The organism is Mesobacillus sp. (assembly GCF_047739415.1).
GTDB lineage: Bacteria > Bacillota > Bacilli > Bacillales > Cytobacillaceae > Mesobacillus.
In genome coordinates this window covers 13,732-35,316 of record NZ_JBIQOE010000307.1, presented here as the reverse complement: position 1 = coordinate 35,316, position 21,585 = coordinate 13,732, and the positions used below count along the sequence as shown (strand labels likewise).

The 21,585-nt window shown below is 32.5% G+C and carries 27 protein-coding genes; 23 read left to right on the top strand and 4 right to left on the bottom strand.

Features of this window, described 5'->3' with window-relative positions; genetic code table 11:
- Window positions 1-17 precede the first annotated feature (17 nt).
- The 19 genes from ACH0QE_RS25105 (at window position 18) to ACH0QE_RS25015 (ending at window position 12,145) form a co-directional block, all read left to right on the top strand.
- Window positions 18-734 (top strand): hypothetical protein, encoded by a 717-nt coding sequence (locus tag ACH0QE_RS25105; protein WP_415778942.1) that lies wholly within the window; start codon window positions 18-20, stop codon window positions 732-734.
- Between the two features lie 26 nt (window positions 735-760).
- Window positions 761-1,549, top strand: a complete 789-nt coding sequence (locus tag ACH0QE_RS25100; RefSeq protein WP_415778943.1) for a hypothetical protein — start codon at window positions 761-763, stop codon at window positions 1,547-1,549.
- Window positions 1,550-1,597: 48 nt separating this feature from the next.
- Window positions 1,598-2,155 carry a thermonuclease family protein gene (locus tag ACH0QE_RS25095; protein ID WP_415778944.1) on the top strand — a complete coding sequence of 186 codons (558 nt, stop codon included), beginning with the start codon at window positions 1,598-1,600 and terminating at the stop codon, window positions 2,153-2,155.
- 26 nt (window positions 2,156-2,181) lie between these two features.
- On the top strand, window positions 2,182-2,406 hold the full coding sequence (locus tag ACH0QE_RS25090) for a hypothetical protein (RefSeq protein WP_415778945.1): 225 nt from the start codon (window positions 2,182-2,184) through the stop codon (window positions 2,404-2,406).
- Between the two features lie 90 nt (window positions 2,407-2,496).
- Window positions 2,497-2,802, top strand: coding sequence for a hypothetical protein (locus ACH0QE_RS25085; protein WP_415778947.1), 306 nt, complete (start codon window positions 2,497-2,499; stop codon window positions 2,800-2,802).
- A 421-nt stretch (window positions 2,803-3,223) separates the two neighbouring features.
- On the top strand, window positions 3,224-3,718 hold the full coding sequence (locus ACH0QE_RS25080; protein WP_415778949.1) for a hypothetical protein: 495 nt from the start codon (window positions 3,224-3,226) through the stop codon (window positions 3,716-3,718).
- On the top strand, window positions 3,681-4,343 hold the full coding sequence (locus tag ACH0QE_RS25075; RefSeq protein WP_415778950.1) for a hypothetical protein: 663 nt from the start codon (window positions 3,681-3,683) through the stop codon (window positions 4,341-4,343). Before ACH0QE_RS25080 ends, ACH0QE_RS25075 begins: the two co-directional genes overlap by 38 nt.
- 157 nt (window positions 4,344-4,500) lie before the next feature.
- Complete coding sequence (locus ACH0QE_RS25070; protein ID WP_415778951.1) at window positions 4,501-4,785, top strand: AbrB/MazE/SpoVT family DNA-binding domain-containing protein; 285 nt, start codon at window positions 4,501-4,503, stop codon at window positions 4,783-4,785.
- On the top strand, window positions 4,766-5,191 hold the full coding sequence (locus ACH0QE_RS25065) for a putative toxin-antitoxin system toxin component, PIN family (protein WP_415778953.1): 426 nt from the start codon (window positions 4,766-4,768) through the stop codon (window positions 5,189-5,191). The genes ACH0QE_RS25070 and ACH0QE_RS25065 overlap by 20 nt, the downstream gene beginning before the upstream one ends.
- Window positions 5,192-5,224: 33 nt before the next feature.
- Entirely contained in the window at window positions 5,225-5,788 is a 564-nt protein-coding gene (locus ACH0QE_RS25060; RefSeq protein ID WP_415778954.1) for a hypothetical protein, read from the top strand.
- A 25-nt stretch (window positions 5,789-5,813) separates the two neighbouring features.
- A complete protein-coding gene (locus ACH0QE_RS25055) occupies window positions 5,814-6,245 on the top strand; it encodes a hypothetical protein (RefSeq protein ID WP_415778955.1) in 432 nt (143 codons plus the stop codon).
- A gap of 156 nt (window positions 6,246-6,401) precedes the next feature.
- Window positions 6,402-6,851, top strand: coding sequence for a hypothetical protein (locus ACH0QE_RS25050; protein WP_415778956.1), 450 nt, complete (start codon window positions 6,402-6,404; stop codon window positions 6,849-6,851).
- A 366-nt stretch (window positions 6,852-7,217) separates the two neighbouring features.
- The gene (locus ACH0QE_RS25045; protein WP_415778957.1) at window positions 7,218-7,859 is read left to right on the top strand and encodes a recombinase family protein; all 642 of its coding nucleotides are present in this window, start codon (window positions 7,218-7,220) and stop codon (window positions 7,857-7,859) included.
- 83 nt (window positions 7,860-7,942) lie between these two features.
- The gene (locus ACH0QE_RS25040; RefSeq protein WP_415778958.1) at window positions 7,943-9,025 is read left to right on the top strand and encodes a PDZ domain-containing protein; all 1,083 of its coding nucleotides are present in this window, start codon (window positions 7,943-7,945) and stop codon (window positions 9,023-9,025) included.
- 15 nt (window positions 9,026-9,040) lie between these two features.
- A complete protein-coding gene (locus tag ACH0QE_RS25035) occupies window positions 9,041-10,207 on the top strand; it encodes a CHC2 zinc finger domain-containing protein (protein WP_415778959.1) in 1,167 nt (388 codons plus the stop codon).
- Complete coding sequence (locus tag ACH0QE_RS25030) at window positions 10,171-10,398, top strand: hypothetical protein (RefSeq protein ID WP_415803128.1); 228 nt, start codon at window positions 10,171-10,173, stop codon at window positions 10,396-10,398. Before ACH0QE_RS25035 ends, ACH0QE_RS25030 begins: the two co-directional genes overlap by 37 nt.
- A 5-nt stretch (window positions 10,399-10,403) precedes the next feature.
- Entirely contained in the window at window positions 10,404-10,763 is a 360-nt protein-coding gene (locus tag ACH0QE_RS25025) for a hypothetical protein (RefSeq protein WP_415778960.1), read from the top strand.
- 346 nt (window positions 10,764-11,109) lie between these two features.
- Window positions 11,110-11,631, top strand: coding sequence for a hypothetical protein (locus ACH0QE_RS25020; protein ID WP_415778961.1), 522 nt, complete (start codon window positions 11,110-11,112; stop codon window positions 11,629-11,631).
- A gap of 79 nt (window positions 11,632-11,710) precedes the next feature.
- Window positions 11,711-12,145 carry a prepilin peptidase gene (locus ACH0QE_RS25015; RefSeq protein ID WP_415778962.1) on the top strand — a complete coding sequence of 145 codons (435 nt, stop codon included), beginning with the start codon at window positions 11,711-11,713 and terminating at the stop codon, window positions 12,143-12,145.
- Here the strand turns inward: ACH0QE_RS25015 and ACH0QE_RS25010 are convergent.
- From ACH0QE_RS25010 to ACH0QE_RS24995, 4 genes are all read right to left on the bottom strand, one after another.
- Window positions 12,140-12,616, bottom strand: coding sequence for a hypothetical protein (locus tag ACH0QE_RS25010; RefSeq protein ID WP_415803126.1), 477 nt, complete (start codon window positions 12,614-12,616; stop codon window positions 12,140-12,142). The genes ACH0QE_RS25015 and ACH0QE_RS25010 overlap by 6 nt on opposite strands.
- 88 nt (window positions 12,617-12,704) lie before the next feature.
- Window positions 12,705-15,737: a PKD domain-containing protein gene (locus tag ACH0QE_RS25005; RefSeq protein ID WP_415803125.1), complete on the bottom strand. Its 3,033-nt coding sequence runs from the start codon at window positions 15,735-15,737 to the stop codon at window positions 12,705-12,707.
- 51 nt (window positions 15,738-15,788) lie between these two features.
- Window positions 15,789-16,823 (bottom strand): hypothetical protein, encoded by a 1,035-nt coding sequence (locus ACH0QE_RS25000; protein ID WP_415778628.1) that lies wholly within the window; start codon window positions 16,821-16,823, stop codon window positions 15,789-15,791.
- A 92-nt stretch (window positions 16,824-16,915) separates the two neighbouring features.
- Window positions 16,916-17,314 carry a hypothetical protein gene (locus tag ACH0QE_RS24995; RefSeq protein ID WP_415778629.1) on the bottom strand — a complete coding sequence of 133 codons (399 nt, stop codon included), beginning with the start codon at window positions 17,312-17,314 and terminating at the stop codon, window positions 16,916-16,918.
- A gap of 153 nt (window positions 17,315-17,467) precedes the next feature.
- Between ACH0QE_RS24995 and cpaB the strand changes: the two genes are divergently transcribed.
- The 4 genes from cpaB to ACH0QE_RS24975 are packed head-to-tail and all read left to right on the top strand — an operon-like array spanning window position 17,468 to window position 21,585.
- Window positions 17,468-18,091, top strand: a complete 624-nt coding sequence (gene cpaB / locus ACH0QE_RS24990; protein ID WP_415778630.1) for a Flp pilus assembly protein CpaB — start codon at window positions 17,468-17,470, stop codon at window positions 18,089-18,091.
- Window positions 18,091-19,422, top strand: a complete 1,332-nt coding sequence (locus ACH0QE_RS24985) for an AAA family ATPase (RefSeq protein ID WP_415778631.1) — start codon at window positions 18,091-18,093, stop codon at window positions 19,420-19,422. Before cpaB ends, ACH0QE_RS24985 begins: the two co-directional genes overlap by 1 nt.
- Window positions 19,385-20,713 (top strand): ATPase, T2SS/T4P/T4SS family, encoded by a 1,329-nt coding sequence (locus tag ACH0QE_RS24980; protein ID WP_415803123.1) that lies wholly within the window; start codon window positions 19,385-19,387, stop codon window positions 20,711-20,713. Before ACH0QE_RS24985 ends, ACH0QE_RS24980 begins: the two co-directional genes overlap by 38 nt.
- Window positions 20,713-21,585 carry a hypothetical protein gene (locus tag ACH0QE_RS24975; RefSeq protein WP_415778633.1) on the top strand — a complete coding sequence of 291 codons (873 nt, stop codon included), beginning with the start codon at window positions 20,713-20,715 and terminating at the stop codon, window positions 21,583-21,585. The genes ACH0QE_RS24980 and ACH0QE_RS24975 overlap by 1 nt, the downstream gene beginning before the upstream one ends.

Here is a 21,585-nt window from a genome sequence, read left to right as displayed (position 1 = left end):
GGTAGGAGGGGAAGAATATGGACTTTCAAGATCGGTTTGGATATGTAAAAAATCTGGATGTAAAAGAGGGTGATAAAGTAGAAATAATTATAAGAAGCCCTTTATATTGTAGTGAAAATGAGGACCCAGAGTATCATTCTGGAACAGTAAGTGAGATTGTTTTTAAAGATTTTAAAGATGGTACCTATCCAATTGGAATATATGTAAAATTTGATAAAGATTCTTTATATGAGGATCAGGAAGAAGAACTTGTTCCTTTTTCTGAAATTGAAGATGTATTCGTTAAAAAATATGAGGTATTTGGTTATGGGAAATTGAACGAAGGAATGACCTTGAGTGTAAGAGGGGCTGGCATAGGGAAAATAATTTGGTTTACCTATAGAAATGGTAGTCTCATTCCTGAAAGTATTAGTAATGGATCTATTTCTATCAAAGAACCTGTTAGAGAAGAAGACAAAGAGTTTATTCGAGAAGTATTAAAATATGGAGCTGCACAGAAATTTTCTCATTTTGTTCTTTCTAAGTCCAATGAAATGTTTGGTTTAACTCCGGACCAATATGATCTATTTATGCGTGTTCATAAGCGCCATATGAAAGCAATGGGTACGGAAAACCAAAGGAAGTATGCAATAGAAAATATAAAAAAAGTTGTATGGGATAAGAAAGAAGATTGCTTAAAAGTTTACTATGATGATGTTTGGTGGCATTACGATAAACGAGAAGACTGGTATTGATGGTGTGATCAGTATGGAGCAGAAATATGAAATTTAAAATTACAGAATCAGCATTCGGTGAAATGTTTGTAATCGAAATCCGGACAGAACTTTATAGATATTTTAGAAATACTGAATTTTATCATTTAGCAAGAAAGGTAAAAAGCCTAAACCATGAAACAAACACAATAACAAATGATTTAATGAAAGCACTAGAAAAAGGAAATCTTCATAATTTTTTATTAAAAATCTCGAATGAGGAAATATCTTTGTTTCTTGAACAACAAAATAAATTAAGTCCTTATAATGTAGCTGTATGGATATACTTTTTTCATAAATTAATAGGACCTTTAAACTTCCCTGTGATTGACAGATATTTAGTACCTGTGGAAGATGGTATTCCAATGATTATAACAGATCTATTCAATTTTTTAGAAAAAGATATTGAGGAAGCATTATTTGAAACCAACTTGGTTTCTTACATGAAATTAGAACTAATAAAACGGCAACCGTATATAAATGGAGTAAGGCCTGATTTATTAGCATTTGATCATTACATAAAAGATTATCTATATATTGAAATCAAAAAAGGTTATCTTAAAGATGGATTTGGACAGGCCTCTAGGTATCAAAAAATAACAAATAAATTTATCCTTCTTATCGGTATTGGATATCCATATGAATTATTATCTAAACGGGGCTTATCCAGTATTGGCTTAATCTCATATCTTATTATTGAAGAAAATCTATATTTAATTCCGTGGAGTACACATCTTAAAAATCCTATACATTATCAAAGAAAAATCCATCAGTTTTTTTCTTTGCCTGATTCATAGCCCATCCATTTTATGATGTAAGAAGATATTAAGTAGTGAGGGGAAATTATGACGAAAGTTTATTTATTCCTAATTTTGTTCTTATTAAATGGTTGCTCAAATAGCGATGTTGAAAAAATAACTGAAGCGATCGAAGCGACTGAAAAGGTTGTTAATGTAGCTGTTGATATTAAAGAGAATATAGAACATTTAAATAGTGGTGAATCTGAAGAATATTTACCTGTTGTCCGTATAGTGGACGGAGATTCTCTTATAGTTCAGGAAGAGTCAAATAGAGAAATAAAAATAAGGCTATTAATGATAAATACGCCTGAAGTGCATAATGTGGACAAACCTGAACCATATGGACCAGAAGCTTCAGCATTTACAAAAGAGCTACTAAATGGACAAAAAGTAAAGCTTGAATACGATAAAGAAAAAACAGATCCTTACGGCAGAACCCTTGCTTATGTTTATTTGCCGGATGGCAGGATGGTTAATGAGGAAATCTTACGAGCTGGCCTTGCTGAAGTTGTAGTTTATGAACCAAATGATAAATATGAGGATGTTTTTAGAAAAATTGAAAATAAAGCTAAGTCAGAAGGTTTAGGGTTATGGAGTAATTAATACAAAGATGGATGGGGTGATAATTTATGAAGGTAAAAGATCTTATTAAACATTTACAATCTTTAAAACCTGAAGCAGAAGTTTTTGTTGCTGTCCGTAAAGGATATAGACCGATAGCTGATTTGAAGCCTGTAAAAGAGCTAGAGATAGCTTTTGAACAGGATTCTAAAGAATTAAGATACTTTATCGATGTTGATGTTGAACCAATGTATCGTATTCCAGGAATATATGAACCGTACAAAGAAAAGTAAAAAATTTATTCCGGAATATGTAGATGATATACACAAGAGTAACGTTGTTTTATAATTTCCATAAAGACATAAAGATTGAGGGAAAGGGAAATGACAGATAAAAAACTTGATATGATTCTTACTGCTTTAAGTGAGTTCAGAAGTGGTTTTTATAAATTTAAGAATGAAAGTCAGGAGCAGTCGGAAGAAAATAAAAAGCGATTTAAAGAGATTAAGGGACAACTGGAACGCATAGAAGAAACAACTCTTCGTTTAGAAGCAGAACAACCGAAAGATATTACTACGATCTTAAATCAAATTAGTAAAAAGCTAGATGAACGAGATAATGATCTACAAGCTTTAAATAAAAGAGTTTTTAGAACTGAAAGCGAAATTGAAAGGCTTGCTCGCCAATAAATAAAAACCACTATTAAACAAAGTTAATACCTTGTTAATAGTGGTTTTTTCTTGTCATCCAGTTTTTTGTTTTTGTATTTAATTATTAACTATAGAAAAATTGAATTTTATGTTTTGCTGATATACTAATTACTTTAACTTTACCTTAACTAATTTAGCACCGGTTTTTTTTGCACCCTCATTCATAAGCTTGCTAAATGTAGTAGCTGTTTTTTTAGTTATGGTGTTTTTTTTCTTCATAATATCACCTCATAGTCTATTTATACTAGCTTAATAGCATTATGGACAAGGTTTCATGAAAATAAACATTAAGCTTGTTCTATACCTCCATCCTCCCCCATATAAATCTATTAAGAATGGAAAAGTGGAAAAGTGACTCTGACTTAACATAAAAAAATTAGGTTGAGGGAGGGAAGAGAAGATGTTCGATAATTTAAATCCAATATTTAATAATACAGATCCTAAGAGCAAAAAGGATAATTCTAATACCAAGGAAGTTCAAAAGAAAATTACAAGGGCTTCTCGATCAGACAAGGGGCATTCTGTTAAGTTCCCTGTTACGATAGAGCAAAAAATAAAATTTAAATTATCATTGAAAAGATTCAGGTTTCATTTTCCCGATATAGAAATAAAACAAACTAAATATAATACTTTACTTTTGTGGTATGCCTTAGATCATTTACATATCATCGATTGGGAAATGGACTATATAGGAACTTCTGAGCATCATATGACAACAAAGCTTCCGGAATATAGGTATCTTGAAATTGGAGGCGAAAATGGTTTGGCCATTCAAAAAGGAGGATTATCAGAAAGAGAAACAGTATTTAAAATGACAATTTCAGCACTCAAGTATATTGAGGAAGGGGCGTATTATAGTGAGATCCTTCAGCAAATTAGAATTGCTAAAAGATAAATTTCGAGCAGAGAGTAAAACTTTTTGGCAGATAATTAAAGAACCACATTATAGATATTTGGAACTTGAAATTCCTTATTATGATTACTTACGGGGTAATGTGCTAATTTCAGATATGAAAGCTGTAATGGATGATTGTCCAAAAAATATAGACCTTGGGACATTGATTAATTTGCTATATCTGCAACTTCTTTATCAAGTTCGGAAGGGGATAACAACAGTAAACAACAAGAAACAAGGGTTGGATCTGCAAACATTAGGATATAAATTAGCTTCAATAAAAGACGGAACAATTTTTCCAAAAATGGTTGAGAAAATACGTATAGAAGAATTTAATCAACTTACTCCTACTACTTGGGTGCTGGAAGAACGTGAAGAAGAGGTTGAACACCAAAAGAAAAATAGACCTCAAAATGCTTATCTTACAATTAAAATGAAAACCGAAGATGTATATAGGGGAGAAGTTTTACTAAATGACCTATATAACATAAATGAAGAAATAGACTTCAATGTGGAAGAACTGATGACCATGTTATATGTTGATTTTATAAAAAAAATAAAGGACGAAGGAAATGATGAAAAGGTAATGAAGTCAATTATTGCTGCTTTTGAATATTTTGGTTAACTAAAAATATGTAATTGTTTATAAATAAGTCTAACGCTTTATCTTTGTCCTAGACTAATGGTGTTGAGGGAAACAAAAATTCGTAATAAGTGGATATCTTTAATAAAATTGTTTATACTAAAAGTAAGGAAGTAAGGAAAAATGAAAGGGTGAGAATATGGGGATCTTTAAACAAAAATCAGCGAGATTAACATCTAAAGGGCAAATTACGATTCCTAAATCAGTTCGACAAGCACTTGATCTAAATGAGGGCGATCGTGTTATTTTTGTTGAAGAAGAGGATGGAAAAATGGTTGTAAAAAAAGGTGCGCTAGTGGTCTTTGATGAATTTGCAGATGCCGTTAGCCAAGAAGCAAAAGAAAAAGGGATAACAGAAGAGGATTTATTGGATGATTTGAAACAGGTGCGAAAGGATTTATGGAATGAACGAACCAAACAATAAGCTTCGTGTATTCATTGATACAAATGTTCTAATATCCGCGGTTATCTCAGAAACATCACCTTGTAGAAATTTAATAAGAAATCTTATTCAAAATCATGTGCTTATATTATGCAGCTATTCATTAACTGAAGTTTCACGTGTTCTAAAGAATAAGTTTCCGGGAAAAATGACTCATTGGGATTACATGTTAACAAATATGGAATTTGAATTATCTTATACACCAGAAGACCTTTCTATGTTCGATGCTCCATATATTCGAGATCCGGAAGATTTACCCATTTTAATATCTGCTATTATTGCTGAACCAGATGTATTTGTAACCGGTGATAAAGACTTTCATACGAAGGAGATAAAAGATTACTTAGTCGTTTATACTCCGGCAGATTTCCTTCGTGACTTTACATAAGCCATTATTAGATTAACAGGGAGAGATTCCGTTGTGAAACCAAAAGGGAATTCCAAATATGTAGGAAAGCCAAAATTTTGGCCTAAAAACGAGGACAAAGTCCCATCTGAAATAAAAGAAATGATATTTCAGCAGTACTACAGTAGGGATACCTTGTTTATTTACTGTGATATGTCTATGAAGCATAATTACCCTACAATGGCAGTAGCATGTTCATATATAAAAGATAGTCTGGTTCAAGTTAAGCAACAATATGTACACCCACCTAGAGAAAGTGTATCAAAGAATATTTACGGTGAGCTTAAAGCCATTCTATTTGCTTTAACTCATTTTGAGAAGTACATAGGTGATTGTTCAACTATTATATTTTATTCGGATGTTCGGGATATAGAAAAATTCTTAACAAAGGAAATAGTCTTTAAAAAAAATGATTCTCTAAGCCAACTTCAAGAAGAAATACATTTAATGTTCCGTAAAATAAAAAACAAGCACACTAATAAAAATATAACCGTTTGTTATTTGTCTCATGAGCTAAGAAAATATAACCCATTTTATAAGAGTGCACATAATGCAGCAAAAAGAATGTTAAATGGTTAGAAAAATAGTTTTTAAGGAGTTAACTATGTATACACCATCTATAGAGGAAAGAAAAAAGAAGTCTAAAGAGCTAGCAAATGATAAACAATTGTATGACTTACTTTTATGTTATTTACGTCTAGCTATAGATATTAGAAGAATTATGGAAGAAGAAAAAACTATAAATATTAATGAACAGTACATCATGGATAAGAGCATTAATAAATATTTATCGATTTCAAATTTAAAAACGCACTTACTTGATCAACAACTTAATTATTTTAAAAATTTAATCATCAAGAAAATAGGTGTCTCCATAAACGTACTTGACGAGTGGGGAGATCTAACAGGTAACCATATTTTTGAAACTTGCATTAACCAATTGATAGATAATGGTTATAATTATGAAAACAATTTTATTAACAAATTTTATATAGAAAGGTTAGTTTCTTCACTAGTTAATTTAGATTTAAACTAAAGAAAGTTTAAGAAAAAACTTTTTGTGTAAAGAGTTTTGCTAATGAGCAAGGCTCTTTTTTATAGTTTAAGGTAGGTATGTGAATTATCACATTTGTTAATAATAAAGATAACAAATAACCAGTTAACCGTTATCTGAAAGGAGGCCAGGGGTAAAATGGGGAAAGCACAATTTGCACAAAAAGTGGAACCGGTATTAAACGAACAACTTAGTCAATTAATTAATCGCTATACAGAAGAAGGAAGGATAAAAGAAAAAGGAGAAATTCTAGCCCTTATGTATAACGATCATTTAACGTTAGAACAAAAACGGCAAGCCAAAGAATTAATGTTTAATACAGATGAATTAGATAACCATTTAAGAAGGATTGAAGAGATCTTTTTACAATCCTCAAAAGGGTATCATTCTAAGATGGAGATTATGACGAAAAGATATGAGGATCAAAAAAAGCTACTGGAAGAAAAAATAGAGGAATTAGAAAAAGTAATCCAGGTCCAAAAAGAACATCTAAATGAAAAAATTATTGCCCTTTATGAAGCCAATAAACAGCTTGAAAAACTTCAGAAAAAATTAAAAGGGTCTGAGAGTAAAAATTTTCAGCATTAAATCCCCAGGAGCACAGTCGAGAGTAGAGTATCTTTACAAAATTAGAGAGTTGTTATACTATTTTAAACGAGAGTGATTGGAACGGCAGAGTAGAGGGAGCACCTACTGCCCATAAAACTCTCCTTTTTTGTGTTTATATATTTAAATGTATTTATAATGGTATAGCAAAAGGACGGTTCAATTAGAGAGCTGTCCTTATTTTTTTTAATAACTTGTTTATAAAAGTATACTTTAAGGAATCTAAGAAATTATAAGATATCTTCGTTTGTAAAATACACCTTTTTATTTTTTAAACGTTTTTAAAATTGTAGTGACTTTTTAAACTAATTGTATTATAATTACATTATAGGGGGTGAAAATAATCATTTGGCAAAGTTAGGTTATGTCCGTGTGAGTTTTAAAGATCAAAATGAGGAACGTCAAGTTCTAAAAATGAAGGAATTAGGAATTGAAGATCGATTTATTTTTATCGATAAAATGTCTGGTAGTAATTTCGATCGTCCTCAATACCAACTTATGAAACGTTTTATCCATGAGGGAGATTTGATTTATATAGATGCTTTGGACCGGTTAGGGCGTACATATGACGGTATTATTGAAGAGTGGAAAGAAATTACACGCCAATTAAAGGCTGATATAGTAATTTTAGAAAATGCTGAGCTTTTCGATAGCAGAAAATTTAAATCAATGGGCGATATGGGAAAAATGCTCGAAGATCAATTCTTAAGTTTGCTTGCTTATGCAGCTGAACAGGAGAGGAAAAAAATAAGGCAGCGTCAAGCTGAAGGACTTGCTATAGCAAAGGCTAAAGGTAAAAAATTAGGCAGACCAAGTATAAATTATGATGACCTTACGAGAGAACAAAAATATCTAGTCGAAAGAAATTATGAAAGATGGAAAAACGGTGTGATTACGGGAGTTTCATTTATGGATCTGCTAGGACTTAAGAAAAATACTTTTTATAAAGTGATTAAGCAATATGAAAGCAACATTAAAAAGGGAGAGTAAGGTCCATTTTTTTTACTATAAAATGCAATTAAAACCGAAATAAACATTGTTTTAGAAATAAAAATGAAAAGGGGAATATCCAATTGAATAATATTTTTCTTATAATTGGTCTGCTTTTAGTAAGTATTTTTGGATTATTAAGTATTAAAAAAAAGGAGGGAAATGTATACAGGTATATTCAAACTGGAATTTTCACTTTATTTTTATTCCTATCTCTTATGTCTTTAATTTTATATAGTTATCCAGCTAAAGAGGAAGCTTTGATGAATGGGGAAATGATTAATACTAAAGAGATTATTCCAGGTGCACAGCATGATAATTTTAATTTTGTAACAGTAAAATCGGGATTTGTTAACAATTTATTTGATCGTTGGTTTATCCAGTCGATGTTTTGGAAAGAGCCTACTTTTTATTCAGCACAAAATACTACACTAGAAATTAGAACGAGTGATGAAGAAAAAGAAGTCTCAAAATCATTCCTGGATGAAGGTATGGATAAAGTCTATTTAGGTGTATTAAACAGTTTGGATGAACAATTAAAATACGAAAAAAAATTGGTTGTTACAAGTGTGTTTAGCAGTAATAAGTTTAAGGCAGCCGATTTAATTGAAAAAGGTGATGAAATTTTATTAGTTGATGGGGTTGCCTTTACCAGTCGAGAAAAATTGGACCAATATTTAAAAGAAAGTGATGGTACCGAAGTAAAGTTAGTTTTAGAACGGAAGGAGAAGGTGCTAGAGATTAATTTAAAGAGAAATAGAAATTATGTAGGGATACATTCACTTGGATTCTGGCCTCGTGAAAAATTCAAATATGATTTCCCTGAACAGTTGTTGACCATAAAGAACTCTAAGCTAGATGGAGGGAACTCAGCAGGGCTTCTAATAGGATTACAGTTGTATTATGAGGCTAAAGACAAACAAATCGATAAAAACCTTGTAGTGGCTGGTACGGGAGGTTTAGAGGAAGATGGAACTGTCTCACCAATCGGTGGAGTTAGTTATAAAGTAAAGGCTTGTTATGATGCTGGGGCTGATATATTTTTTGTTCCTGAATTGAATGCAGCTGAAGCACTTGAAACACAAAAGAAGATAGGGGCAAACAGCATGAAAATAATATCTGTTAAAAATCTAAATGAGGCCATTAAATATTTAGATAGCTTATGAAAGGAGTAAAATGATTTGGCTTTCTATCCAAGAGAAGTAATCGATCAAATAAATGATGAAGTCCAGGTGTTAGAATTAATGGAACGTATGGGTGAGTCAACGAAAGGCAAGGGTAAAACAGTCTTATTTCTATGCCCTATTTGTAATGGAGACTGGAATAACAGTAGGATAAATACCATCCATAATTACTTTAAGTGCTATCGGTGTGCATCGATGGGAAATAGATTTCAAGGGAAGGCAGTTAATTATATTCAAGGGAAGCTAGGATATAACTTTGTAGAAGCTATAGAATTTTTAATAAATTTATATAGTTTGGATATTCAGGTTAACCAGGGTTATTCAGAAGAAGAATTGAAGAGATTTGAAATCTATAATGAAGTAGTTCAATTTTATAAATCTCACCTTGAGGATTCTGATTATCTTTTAAAAAGAGGCGTTTCAAAAGAGATACAAGAAAAAGTAAATGCTGGTTATGCTCCTGGTGGATCCGTGTTAAAAGAATACTTATTGAAAAAAGGATACTCTGAAGAGCAATTAAAGACTTATAGATTAGTTCACTCAAAGGGATTAGACATGATGTATCAAAGAGTTGTATTACCGTTATACAAATATGGAAAAACAGTAGATTTTTATACTAGAAGAACCGATGATGTTAATTATTTAAAGCACGTATACATGAATGGTGATGAAATTATTTACGGCCATGATTTTATTTCGGATAATCAGGATTACCTAGATATATATGAAGCTCCCATTAATCAATTAGTAGCCTGGTCAAAAGGGTTTCCAATTGGCTTTGCGACAGGGGGCTGCACAAAGTTTAGTAATGTTCATATTAGATTTATTAAAAAGAAAAAACCTAAAAAAGCTGTAAGAATAATATTTGATAGTGATTTAAATGGACAGGGCCAAAAACAGGCATTTGAGGTTAGTAAACTTTTATCAGAAAACAATGTAAAACACCAAGTAGTATTACTCCCAAAAGGTATGGATCCAGCCGATGTTTTAAACCAAAATAACGGAATTGAAAGATATAAATATTGTTTGGATAAAGCTGTACCAGGAGAAGAATATCAAGCTCATTTTCAAATGAAGGATATTCCGATTGATGTTATAAAACAACATATAGAAAAGAGGGAAAATGGATGTTCCAATACGATTTATTCTTCGCTATTTTTTTAATTATTGTAGCCGTTGGACTAGTAGCGTTGCTTTTGTTCTTAATTACCGCACTTACTGGAAAAAAGTCAGCATTTTCTTATTTAACTATTTTGATAGCTACAATCTTAGCAATATTTGTTATCAATTATATATCTGGTGAGAATTACTTTATTACTTTAATTAAATTAATAGCTGAAAAGATAAAGGGGTGAGTTAAATGCTAACAAGGCGTTCCAATTCAAAGAAAAAACTAAAAAGATTGCTGATTGTAATTTTTGTACTTCAGACACTTTTCTTTATTATTCCTGGTGGTTCATTTATGTTTATGAATGTATTTCATACAAAAGAGGGAACTGAAGAGAGTTACGAAAGACTTGAAGAACAAAAGGAGCTTTTCACTATGCCAGCTGCATGGATCTTGTTTGGTCCTTGGAACGCTGTTATGTTAGCTCAAATAAACCATGAACAAAAGTTGATCCTAAATAACGGTTTCAATCCTGAAAAAGAAGATTTACCAATTGGAGAACAGATAGAAAATTTATTAGAGGATATATTTAAAGAAGGATCTTCGGAATAAACAATCTTTACTTATTTTAGACTTAAGAAAGGGTGTTTTTATTGGATCTAAGTTTAGTGAAAAATGTTAGTCACAATTGCTGGGATGATTAAGTTATAAAGTGGATTTCCGAGAATATAACTACTGAAATGATGGAATTCCAACCGTATAGTTTTTGTTTACATTGTGATGTTGAGGATGATTTAACTTTATTTATTGAATATTGTGACTATCCATTTGTTGATTCATATTTAGATAGAGAAGATAAAAATAAAATAGGAGTCTATTATTGCCCTTATTGTAAGACGTGGGCGGTAGATGATGATTGGTAAACATTGCGAGAAAAATATAGGAGATAAAATTAAGTATGATTTATTATTTTTTAGTATTAATATTATTTGTACTATCTTACCTAATTTGCACAGCTATTCATGAAATGGGTCACTGGTATTTTGTAAAATATACAAACAATGAACTTATTGAATTGCGCTTGGGAAAAGGTAAAAAAAACGAATATTTATTTAAAATAGGTGATTTAGAAATAAAAAAGCTTTTTTTCTTTCCAGGAAGTCGGTGTTTGTGGAAACTTAAGAGTTGGGACAATTATAAACGGGATGGTATTCTTATAGGTCTAGGTGGATGTATTGCAAACCTAATAACAGTTATTGTAACCCTTCCTTTAGGATTAACTTTGATGTTTCTAAATCTTAATTGGTTAGCTTATTTCTTTTTATTGATGGCTTTTGTTTCAGCTTTTCAGTTCTTTTTTAACCTCTTGCCAATAAAGGGTCATGATGGTGATAAGATTATACGATATACCACTATTTCAAAAGAATTGCTTATAAAGGAACATGTTGAATTTGATAAACAGTATAAAAAAGAAGAATAAACAGTATCAGCATAACCGTCATAACGATAGTTATAACGATCTATTACATGGAAAGAAATCTAGAGAGGAAATTTTTAAAATGAACTTTTTATTAGGCGGATTAATAACTTTTGTGTTAATTGGATCGAGTTACTTTGACATTAAAAAAGGTATTATACCGAATAAATTGATATTGCCGGCATTATTGATCATTTTAATTGTTAGAATTTTTTATCACCCTAATGGTTTGATTTATTACTTATTTGGTCTAATTCCGGCAATTGTATTATTTATTGCAGCAATGGCCTCTAAAGGTGAAGGTGTAGGTGGTGGAGATATTAAGCTTATGGCCTTTATAGGACTTACGTTAGGTAGTTATTTAAGTGTTCTAGCCTTTTTTTATACCTTGGTAGTTTCCATATTAGGTTATTTTATCTTGTGGCTGCTTAAATATAATAGAACCAAAAGTATTAGAATGGCACCTTACTTTGCAATGGGAACATGTTTAAGTTTATTACACATATTTCTTTTATAGTTTGAATTCATAATCGTCATTAATTACTTTTGATAATCTGTCATTCAGTTTTTTATCCAGGGATATACCCATTAATTTTATAATATATACAATAGGTACAAGGTACTTCCGGTCGAATTGATAGGCTGGAAGTTCTTTTTGTTTTATTTTACTATGTAGAGTTCTAGGTTGTAATTCTAATCCGTATAATTTCATGAAATCTGAAGCTTCTTGTGTAGAGAAAAACTGACGAACTATTGGACGTTTGGTGTTTGTATATTTTTGAAATTCGGGAATCTTAAAATTCCAACTTTTTTTACTGTTTAAGAACCTTTCAAAATCACTACAGGGAAGAATTTTGAAAGGACGGTTAGTTTCCGGATGATTTCTACTTTCTGTATAAGGTAGATCTAGGTGGTGAATCGTATCTTTATTTAAACCTGTAATGATCGTTAATTCCTTAATCAAATAGAATTTTTCTTCCTGGTACATTGCCTTTACCCCTTTATCCATTTCGCATTCTTAGAAAAAAAGTGCAACCTAGATTTTCCTAGGTCACACTCATATATTTTAGCAGAAACTATCCTCTATTACTATAACCTACTTTTTTATTCCAGAGGATATGATCGAGTATGTCTACTTTTAGGATTATTTCTTTTGTAGTTCCATTTAGATATGTTGCTTTTACTTTTACGTTATATTGGCCGTCAAGAATCATAATCCAATATTTTTTCCATGCAGTTAAATTCCAATTTACATAGTTTAATGTATCAGCATTAAAACTTGCTGCAAAATCTGGGTAAGGATCATCCCAAGGATTTTCTAGAAATGCTTCTGGAACTTCTTTTGTTGCTACCGGAAAGTCAAAAGTGACTTCAACTGTTTTGCTATTTGAACTAGTTTCAACTACTACATCAAAAGGTTCACCAGCTAGAAAAGTTCCTAAATCTCTTCCGATTTCATAATAGTAATCAGTCCACTTTTGAATGTGGTTAATTTCGGCTGTTAAATAATTAGCTTTTACTTCTATATTTTTAGTAATTGAAACTGAAGAATTGTCAGGATCGGTTACTGTTAATGTGACCTTGTAAATACCAGGAATAGCGTTTGTGATAGTTGAATCCCAATTAATTTGAGAAGTGCTTACGTTATTTGGATCTACAATAGTCCATTTTGCAGTTAAAGAATCTTTATCTGGATCCGTAGAGATATTATCTAAAACAAATGTATCTCCTTCAAAGATAGGACTAGGAACCATAAAATCTGCTACAGGTGGACGATTTATAACCACAGGACTTTTAATTATGGAATTTGTTGCCCCGTCTTTATCCGTAACAGTCAGTCTTATTTTCCATGTGCCTTTTATATTTAATATCTTTGATGGGTTTTTTACTGTAGAGAAATTCACCCATGTACTAGAATTAGGTGTCTGATAAGCCCATTGATAGGTTATAGGGTCACCATCAGGATCACTAGAAGTATTAGTAAACGCAACTGTAGTGTCATTGTAAATCGTTGTAGGACTCCACGTGAAATTTGCTACAGGTGGATTGTTGAAATTATAAGTACCTTTATATGTGGTTGTAATATTTCCAACATTATCCTCGGATTGTACGTGTAAATACCATTGACCATAGTTGGTTTTTGAAACCGTATAGTTTGAGCTTGTCGTCCAAGCTGACCATGATGTAGGTGTACTTGTTGATTGTGTCCATGCATAACGAGAACGCTTATAGCCTGAATGTGGATCACTAAACTTCAAACGAACGTCTACGGAAGTTGTTGACCAACTTCGACTGAAATAATCACTTGTATCAGCACTATTTCTAAATTGAATACTAGGACCAACTCCATCTACCCATAAATCCTGGTTCGTATCAATATAATCAGAAGGAACATTATCTGCATTATCTCTGTAATAATACATTATGTTATATCCGTGGCCATGAGTTTTGGGAACAACCCCCCATTTTACCTTACCGTAAGCTGTGTTTTCCTCTCTAGTGGCTGAATTTATTACTACATTAGAATTTGTCCACCAATGATTATTATGATTATAGGCATTGAAAAAATCATGTTGAGATCTTGCTTCTTGGCCTGATCCATACAGTTTTAAGTATTGATACCTGTTACCGGAGTGAGGATCATATTGTCTTAAACGAATATAAACTTGATCTCCTGGCTTTACCCACCAATCGTTACCATTTCTATATCGATAGTTTAATATCTCCATAGAATTGTGAGAAGGCTCAACCCCATCTACTCGTAATCTCATTCCAGTATTATTGTAACCTATTACATTATTTTCTGTATCTCTATAATAATACTGAACATCATAGGTGTGTCCGTGGGTGTACGGTATTACCTCCCAAGCTACCCTACCGTATTTTGTAGCTTCCTCTCTTCCTGCTGCATTAATCTTTACATTAGGGTCTGTATACCAATGATTATTATGTTGCCATCCTTGACGAAAATCATGCTGAGATCTTGCATCCACTCCACTTCCATAGAGTCGAAGGTATTGGTATAAGTTACCTGTTTCATCATACTGTCGTAATCGAATCCAAGGACGATCATTCGGCTGTACCCAATAATCGTTACCATTTTGATAACGAGCACCAGACAATGAATGAGCTATATGTGATGGTGGATCAGTATCCGGTGGTGGAGTGTAGTTAATTACTGCCTGATCGCCTCCGAATCCCCAATATGCTGTACTAGCCCAACGTGTAGCATAACCATCTTCCGGAGTACTCACGCCATACCAAACTGATGTGGCTGTTTCATCATGAGAAACTCTTTTATAAACTTTAGTAGTTGTAAAATAGTAAGGTCCAATTGTATTTGCAGGTTGTCTAGGGTAAGTTCTTCTAATTACACCCGAACCTACCATTACTAGATTATTTGCATTTACACCGCTTGATAGGGAAAGTGTACCACCATTAAAAGAACGATTATCAAATTGAAATGGTAAAATAAGTTGAGTATAAACAATGTGTGAATCAACACGTTTTACAATGTACAATTGCCATTTAGCATTTTCTTGTTGATTCGGAAACAACTCGTTTAAAGGCAAATAAGCATTAAACCCCACGTTGTCGTATCGCATATTACAGTCTTCGTTATTTTTATTAGTTTGCCAAGAAGCACATTCGTTCCATACACCGGCACCTTGATTGTTATACTCTAGATCCTCAGTAGCTGATATATTGATAGGTAATGTTCCATAAACATAGGTGGTTCCAACCCCACTATCACCTGAAATTTTTTTGGCTACAATATACGTTTCATGATTTGTCGATGTATGTCTTTTGTGGCCAAAGAGGACTCCCCATCCTTGAAAGTTTAAATAAGGTTGATTTCCCTTTCCAAAGTCTCTCCAAGTAACTTGATATCCCCCACTGGTGTACTTGTTTGCGTACACATCGTAAACTAGTTTTCTGGCAGAAGTCATGTCATAGTTTTTACCACCATAAGTAGAGTTCCAACCACTTCTAACACTTGATTCAACATCATAAGGGGTACTTGCTGCATTTGAAGATGATGGATAAAACAAGGTAATTCCAACTGTTACTATAAAAAAGTATAAAAATATCTTACAAATTAATTTCAATCACTCACCTACTTTCAGATACTGCCAGTTGCATAAACTAAGAACACAAGATTAAAACAAGTTGGTGAAGAATGAACCGACAGATTTAAAGAAGTTACTTACAGATTCAGCCATTTTAGTGAAAACACCTTTGTTTTCATCTTCTTTTACTTTTACTTCTGCTTCTTCTTTTACTGTTTCTTTTACTCCTGGTTTTTGAGTTAACTTATTGTCCTTAATATCTTTTAGCTGTACTCGAACTTTGTCTAATTCTGTTATATCTTTTAATTCTTTTTGCTCAAAGAATTCATATATGTCATTAAACTTTTCTTCATCTTTAATAAGGGATTCAATGATCTCTTCAGGAATATCTTTATTTCCTATTCCAATATCTATTAATTTTCTAATTTCTTTTTCTACTACTAAATCCTTATTAGTTTCAAGCCATTTCTCTAGTGTTTTATTAGCTTTTTCAAGAGGCTTTTCTTCAAGGTTTTCCTCAACCTCTTTTACCTCTTTTTCTACTTCAGGTTGTATCTTTTTTATCTCTGAAACTGTTTCTTTTGGTTTAATTTCAGTTTTTGGAGCTGGCTTTGGCTCAGGTTTAGTTTCAACTTTTGGAGCTGGTTTTTGTTCTACCTTTGGAGCTGGTTTCGGCTCAGGTTTCGGTTCTTCTTTTGGTGCTTCAGGCTTTGGTGCCGGCTTTGGAGCTGGCTTTGGTTCTGGTTTCGGTTCAGGTTTTGGCTCTTCTTTTTTAACTGTATAAACTGTTAAAATAGCCGTTGTATATCCATCATAAGGAATACCGATTTCAAACTGTTGTCCGCTGTAATTAACGGTATAAGTTGCCATTCCTATAATTCCAAATTGCCCAGTATCTTTTGAATAATATCCTTCTATTAAGTCTGTACATGGATAATTAGGTCGTACAGGATTATTAAACGAATGTTGATCTGATACTATGGTCATCTGACATTGCGCTTTTTTTGGTTCTTCAGCAAATGTTTTACCAGGTAATGCGAATGGCAAAAGTCCATTTAGCAACAATACAAAAGATAATACTTTTGCAATTTGAACTATTTTTTTTCTGTTTTTTAGAAGTTTCATTTTATCCTCTCCTTATTTTGAGTTAAAGTTTAAACTGACTTATCTTGTATTCCTCAATTTTTGATTCAGGACCCTAAAGTCCTTGACCTGTTTTATTTTTTCTTTCTACTAAATGTACCTTTTTCGATTTCTCTATTAAGAATATAGATAGGAACTCTGATTGCTGCACCAATTCTGATATGTGTGACGTTTTTACTTTTAATTCGCCTCCATACTGTAGTGTAATGCACATGAATACCTTCTTTTAATAACATTTCATGTGCTTCTGGAATTGATAAAACCCCTCCTTCGGCTAACAAATTTACATCAATTTTTTCTTTTGGGATATTGGATGCTGATTGTGGATATGTATGCAGCTCAATAAATTGATTGAGATCATACTTTCCAAAGACGGAATTGAATCTTTCTGATTCCTTTTTTAGGTACTTTTGAAGAAAATCATAATCCACCTCTAGCACCCTCGCTAGATCTACAATTTTTAAATATTTCATATAACTCCCCTTTTCGAATCAAAAAGAAATCAGCTCCTTTCTTTATTCTACTAGAAATTGCCTGTGTATCTCTATTTTAACAAAAAAGAATTGCAATGTAAACCGTTATTTGATACTATAGTAGACATAGAGAGGGAAGGAGGTAAGTTGAGTTTGAAAAAAACACTAACTGTTTTGGTCGTTATGTTACTTTTTTCAGTAACAATCTATATGTTTTTGCCTACTTCAAAAGGGGCGAGTACATATGAAGTTTATTACGTAAAGGAGGCATTACCAGCTGGCGAATATGTAAGTGAAGATAGTTTGGCTAAAAGAAAAGTTTATGAAAAATTTGATTGGATGATAGAAGAATTAGATGATGTTGAAGGTTTAGTCCCTCAAAGATCAATTCCTTCAGGTAGGTTCGTTGATATAAATGATTTTGATAAAAATCAACCTCTTACTTATAAAAAGGGAGAAGGCGAATATACCATTAGAACAAAAACTGAGTATGTAAACGGTGGGAAAATTGAAGTGGGTGATGTAGTTGATGTGATTTTCACTCCACGACAAAGCCGAGACGGTGATAGTGATAAAAAGGGTGAGGTAATTTCCGAAAAATTAACGGTAATATCAGTAAGAACATCGCAAGGAGAAGATATTGAAGATTCTGAGCGAAACCAAACTCCTTACGCAGTTACTTTAAAGGCTCAATCAGAAGATGCTGTTAAGTTAGCTTGGGGGCAAGAGAACGGTGCATTATCTTTATTTTTAATCAAGACAGGAGGAAAATTCTAATGGCCGAGAAAATATTTTTTGCGATTCCTAGCTATGACAATTATTATTCGGAAATCGCGAGAGAACTTGAGCCGGAATTTTTGGTTTACAAAAATGCTTCTACCCAGGAGGAACTTCTTGCCCTATTGGTTCAAAATACTCCTGAATATTTGGTTTTTGAAAATCAGTTAAATGGAACAAGGAATAATAAGGATTTTCTAAACCTTCTCGTTAATCAATACCCAACAATTACTTTTATTTCTTGGAAGGATAATCCTGAAGAAATAATAAAAATGCTTAAGGGTGAAATGGAACCACCTGAACTAGAAATTGGCCAGGAAGAGGATCTTGAATCAGAAATCGAGGAAATTGAAGATATCAAGGTAATAGAGGAAAGTAATAATTCCTATAGTGAATTAGAAGAAGAGATTAAACGAGAAGAAGAAAGAAAAGCCAAAAAGCAAGAGGTCTGGAAGAAGATCACAAACGCAAAAATTAAAACAGATACTTTTCTTAATCGAACCATAGCCTTAACTGGGTTTAATGGTGGGAATGGGAAAACGGAAGTGGCTATAAATTTTTCTGCATGGCTAAGTAATAACGGATATAAAGTCGCTTTACTAGGGTTTAATTTACAAAACGATGATTTAGGTGAAAGATTGGGAATAGAACGTGAGAGAAGGAAGGGTTTAGTTGCAGCACATGAGCTATATGTTGTGAAGGAAATGAGCATAAAATCCTTGCAAGATGTAATGTGTCAATATAGCGAAGGTTTTGATGTGTTAATAGGTAACGAGTACCCTGAAGATTCAGAACAAATGACAGAAGGCTTTTTTGTGGAAATTATCGAGTTATTAAAACTCGAATATGATTTTGTCATTATTGATACTGAAAGCAATAACTATTCTATTGCTTGGTTACCAGTATTAAATACGGTTGATAATATTCTTATTCCTTGTACTTCTCATATATCTGATCTTTATCATTTACAAAGAGGAATCACCAATCTTAAGGATAGGTATAACATCCCTATTTCAAAATGTGATGTTATTCATAATAAAGCCGGTGAAGGTGGTCATATTGATGACTACATCATTATGAAAAATACAGGTCTTGAGTGTATTGCAATCCTACCATACTCAAAAGATGTTTTGCGTGGTGCAGAAAATGAGAAGCCAGCTGTTTTAAAACCGAGTGCCTATAAAGTCAAAAAGGCTATGGATCAATTAATGTTTCGTTATGCAGGGAAGAAAAACAAACGTAAGGATTTTGTCAAACCAGCAATCCTTCATTATAAGAAGGAGGTAATGCGTGGTGCGAAGCGTATTAACCCGTTCAGCGAATCTAACTAAATATCAAACTGAATTAAGTAAACATAGACAATCATTAAAAGACCACCAAACATTTAGTTATATTGTTGATACAGTTAATGAAATTCTAATTGATCGATACAATGAGAAAATTGAACGTAAAAGATTATCAATTATACTTCCTAAAGTAAGACAAATCATTGTAGAAAAAGGATTTTATATACCTGGAATTCCGGTAGATGCATTAGCACAGCATACTACTGAAGCGTTAACTGGATATGGCCGAATTCACCAGTTGATTGCTAATAAAGAAATTAACAATATTACGATTCACGATTACCGGAAGACATATATCATGCAAAATTTAAAATGGCGTCCTCTTCATATAGATTTTGGTAATCCCTCAAATTTAGATAAATACATTCGGCGTGTAGTAAGTCGTTTAGGCGGAAGGTTTACTTTAGCGAACCCGATTGCAAATGTTGAAGACGAGGATTTTAACTTAAGAATTCGAGCAACCGGATTCGATATTAGTCCTGATTCTCCAAAGTTATATATTCGAAGACTTTCAAAAGATATATTGAAGCCAGATCAAGTAAGGTATGCCATGTCTGAATCCGTTGAAGAGTTTTTAAAGTTTTGTATTAAATCTAGGTTTAATATTGGTGTTGCTGGTACTTATGGAAGTGGAAAAACATCTATTTTAGCTTTGTTACTTAGCTGGGCAAGTCCCCTATCTCATATAGCGTTGATTCAATCAGCGAATGAAATACAAAATGTACATCCATATATGAGTAGATTGTTTACAAGAGATCTGGTAGGTGAAAAGGCAAATGCAATTAGTGAAAGTAATCTGTTAACACTTACTAAACAAATTACACCACAGGTTTTAGCTTTAGGAGAACTACTAGACGAAGCAGCTCATACTTTGTTGCATCTGTTACAACAAGGTGTTCAAAGTTTGTATACGTATCATGCTGACGATCCAACAGGAGCGATTAATGCCTACAACTATATGGTCCAAATGGCAGCAAGCAATCAATATTCAGAAGAAAGAATTCTAATGGAATCAGCAAAGTACAATGACATTATGATTATTATGGATCGGCTAAGGGCAAGGGAAATCGTTCAATTTACAGGTGAAATTAAAAATGGAATGCCTCAATATGAAACCCTATTTTCCTTTAATATAAGCGAAGAAACTCAATATGAGTTAAAGGGAGAATGGAAAAAGGAACCTGGATCAGTATTGTGTGAAAAACTACAAAGAAAAGCATCGTTAGCCGGCGCTAGGATCCCTTCGGAATTTAAACCAAGGGTGGTGGTCTATTAGTGCTTGATATTGAAAAATTGAAACAGATTTTTTTAGTTCTGGCGGTGTTATTGGTCTTTTATTTCTTGCTTAGTCGCTGGCTTGAAAAAAAGACCGGAGAAGCAATTTATGATGACTATATAAAAAGCAAACCTCCTTTGTATGTGTATTACATGACAAGTGGAATTAAAGTTCCGATGACGATCTATTTTGTTATATCAGCATGGGTTTCTTTACTCCTGGGTCTATGGTTTGCAAACCTAATGAATAATCTACTTGCAGGAATGATTTTGGGTGTAATGCTACTTTTTCAGTTTAAACAAATTGTTCAAACTAGGAGCATTAAGCGAAGTCAGATTATTGATGAAAGGCTTCCAGAATACTTCCATGCTTTTCATAATATCTATCAGCACAACCGAGATCCATTATTCGCTTTAGGATACGCTAATAAGTACGCACCAGATGTATTTAAAAGTGTTTTCGAAAAGCTTCATATGAAACTTTTAAATAATGCGGATCCTAGTATTGAAATTCAAAAAGTGAAGATTCAATTTAAGAATCCAATAATTAGAGATTACTTAGATGCTTTTGAATCTGAATTATATGAAGGATATGGCTTTGACGAAAGGCTTGAGAGGTTAATCGAAAGGTCAGAAAGTAGAAAAGAAATGGCGACCGAAAGGCGAATTGATACTTTCGGAAACATCCTGTTAATTAGATCCGGTACCATTATGTTTTTCTTAATTGCAGCTATATTTTTGTATATTAATCCGGATTATTTAATAGCATTTCAGAATCATATAATTGGTAGAATAGCAGTTGATTTTATAGTTATTTCAACAGCATTTATGACACAAATATCGCAAAGTTTAATCTTGTTATCAGAGGGGTGA

Bases quoted from the DNA above. Each gene is read 5' to 3' on its own strand.
- ACH0QE_RS25015 (WP_415778962.1), top strand. From the start codon at position 11,711: ATGAACTTTTTATTAGGCGGATTAATAACTTTTGTGTTAATTGGATCG.
- ACH0QE_RS25095 (WP_415778944.1), top strand. From the start codon at position 1,598: ATGACGAAAGTTTATTTATTCCTAATTTTGTTCTTATTAAATGGTTGC.
- ACH0QE_RS25105 (WP_415778942.1), top strand. From the start codon at position 18: ATGGACTTTCAAGATCGGTTTGGATATGTAAAAAATCTGGATGTAAAA.
- ACH0QE_RS25010 (WP_415803126.1), bottom strand. From the start codon at position 12,616: ATGTACCAGGAAGAAAAATTCTATTTGATTAAGGAATTAACGATCATT.
- ACH0QE_RS25100 (WP_415778943.1), top strand. From the start codon at position 761: ATGAAATTTAAAATTACAGAATCAGCATTCGGTGAAATGTTTGTAATC.
- ACH0QE_RS25080 (WP_415778949.1), top strand. From the start codon at position 3,224: ATGTTCGATAATTTAAATCCAATATTTAATAATACAGATCCTAAGAGC.
- ACH0QE_RS25025 (WP_415778960.1), top strand. From the start codon at position 10,404: ATGCTAACAAGGCGTTCCAATTCAAAGAAAAAACTAAAAAGATTGCTG.
- ACH0QE_RS25070 (WP_415778951.1), top strand. From the start codon at position 4,501: ATGGGGATCTTTAAACAAAAATCAGCGAGATTAACATCTAAAGGGCAA.
- ACH0QE_RS25000 (WP_415778628.1), bottom strand. From the start codon at position 16,823: ATGAAACTTCTAAAAAACAGAAAAAAAATAGTTCAAATTGCAAAAGTA.
- ACH0QE_RS25030 (WP_415803128.1), top strand. From the start codon at position 10,171: ATGTTCCAATACGATTTATTCTTCGCTATTTTTTTAATTATTGTAGCC.
- ACH0QE_RS25050 (WP_415778956.1), top strand. From the start codon at position 6,402: ATGGGGAAAGCACAATTTGCACAAAAAGTGGAACCGGTATTAAACGAA.
- ACH0QE_RS25020 (WP_415778961.1), top strand. From the start codon at position 11,110: ATGATTTATTATTTTTTAGTATTAATATTATTTGTACTATCTTACCTA.
- ACH0QE_RS25085 (WP_415778947.1), top strand. From the start codon at position 2,497: ATGACAGATAAAAAACTTGATATGATTCTTACTGCTTTAAGTGAGTTC.
- ACH0QE_RS24995 (WP_415778629.1), bottom strand. From the start codon at position 17,314: ATGAAATATTTAAAAATTGTAGATCTAGCGAGGGTGCTAGAGGTGGAT.
- ACH0QE_RS25090 (WP_415778945.1), top strand. From the start codon at position 2,182: ATGAAGGTAAAAGATCTTATTAAACATTTACAATCTTTAAAACCTGAA.
- ACH0QE_RS24985 (WP_415778631.1), top strand. From the start codon at position 18,091: ATGGCCGAGAAAATATTTTTTGCGATTCCTAGCTATGACAATTATTAT.
- ACH0QE_RS25055 (WP_415778955.1), top strand. From the start codon at position 5,814: ATGTATACACCATCTATAGAGGAAAGAAAAAAGAAGTCTAAAGAGCTA.
- ACH0QE_RS25065 (WP_415778953.1), top strand. From the start codon at position 4,766: ATGAACGAACCAAACAATAAGCTTCGTGTATTCATTGATACAAATGTT.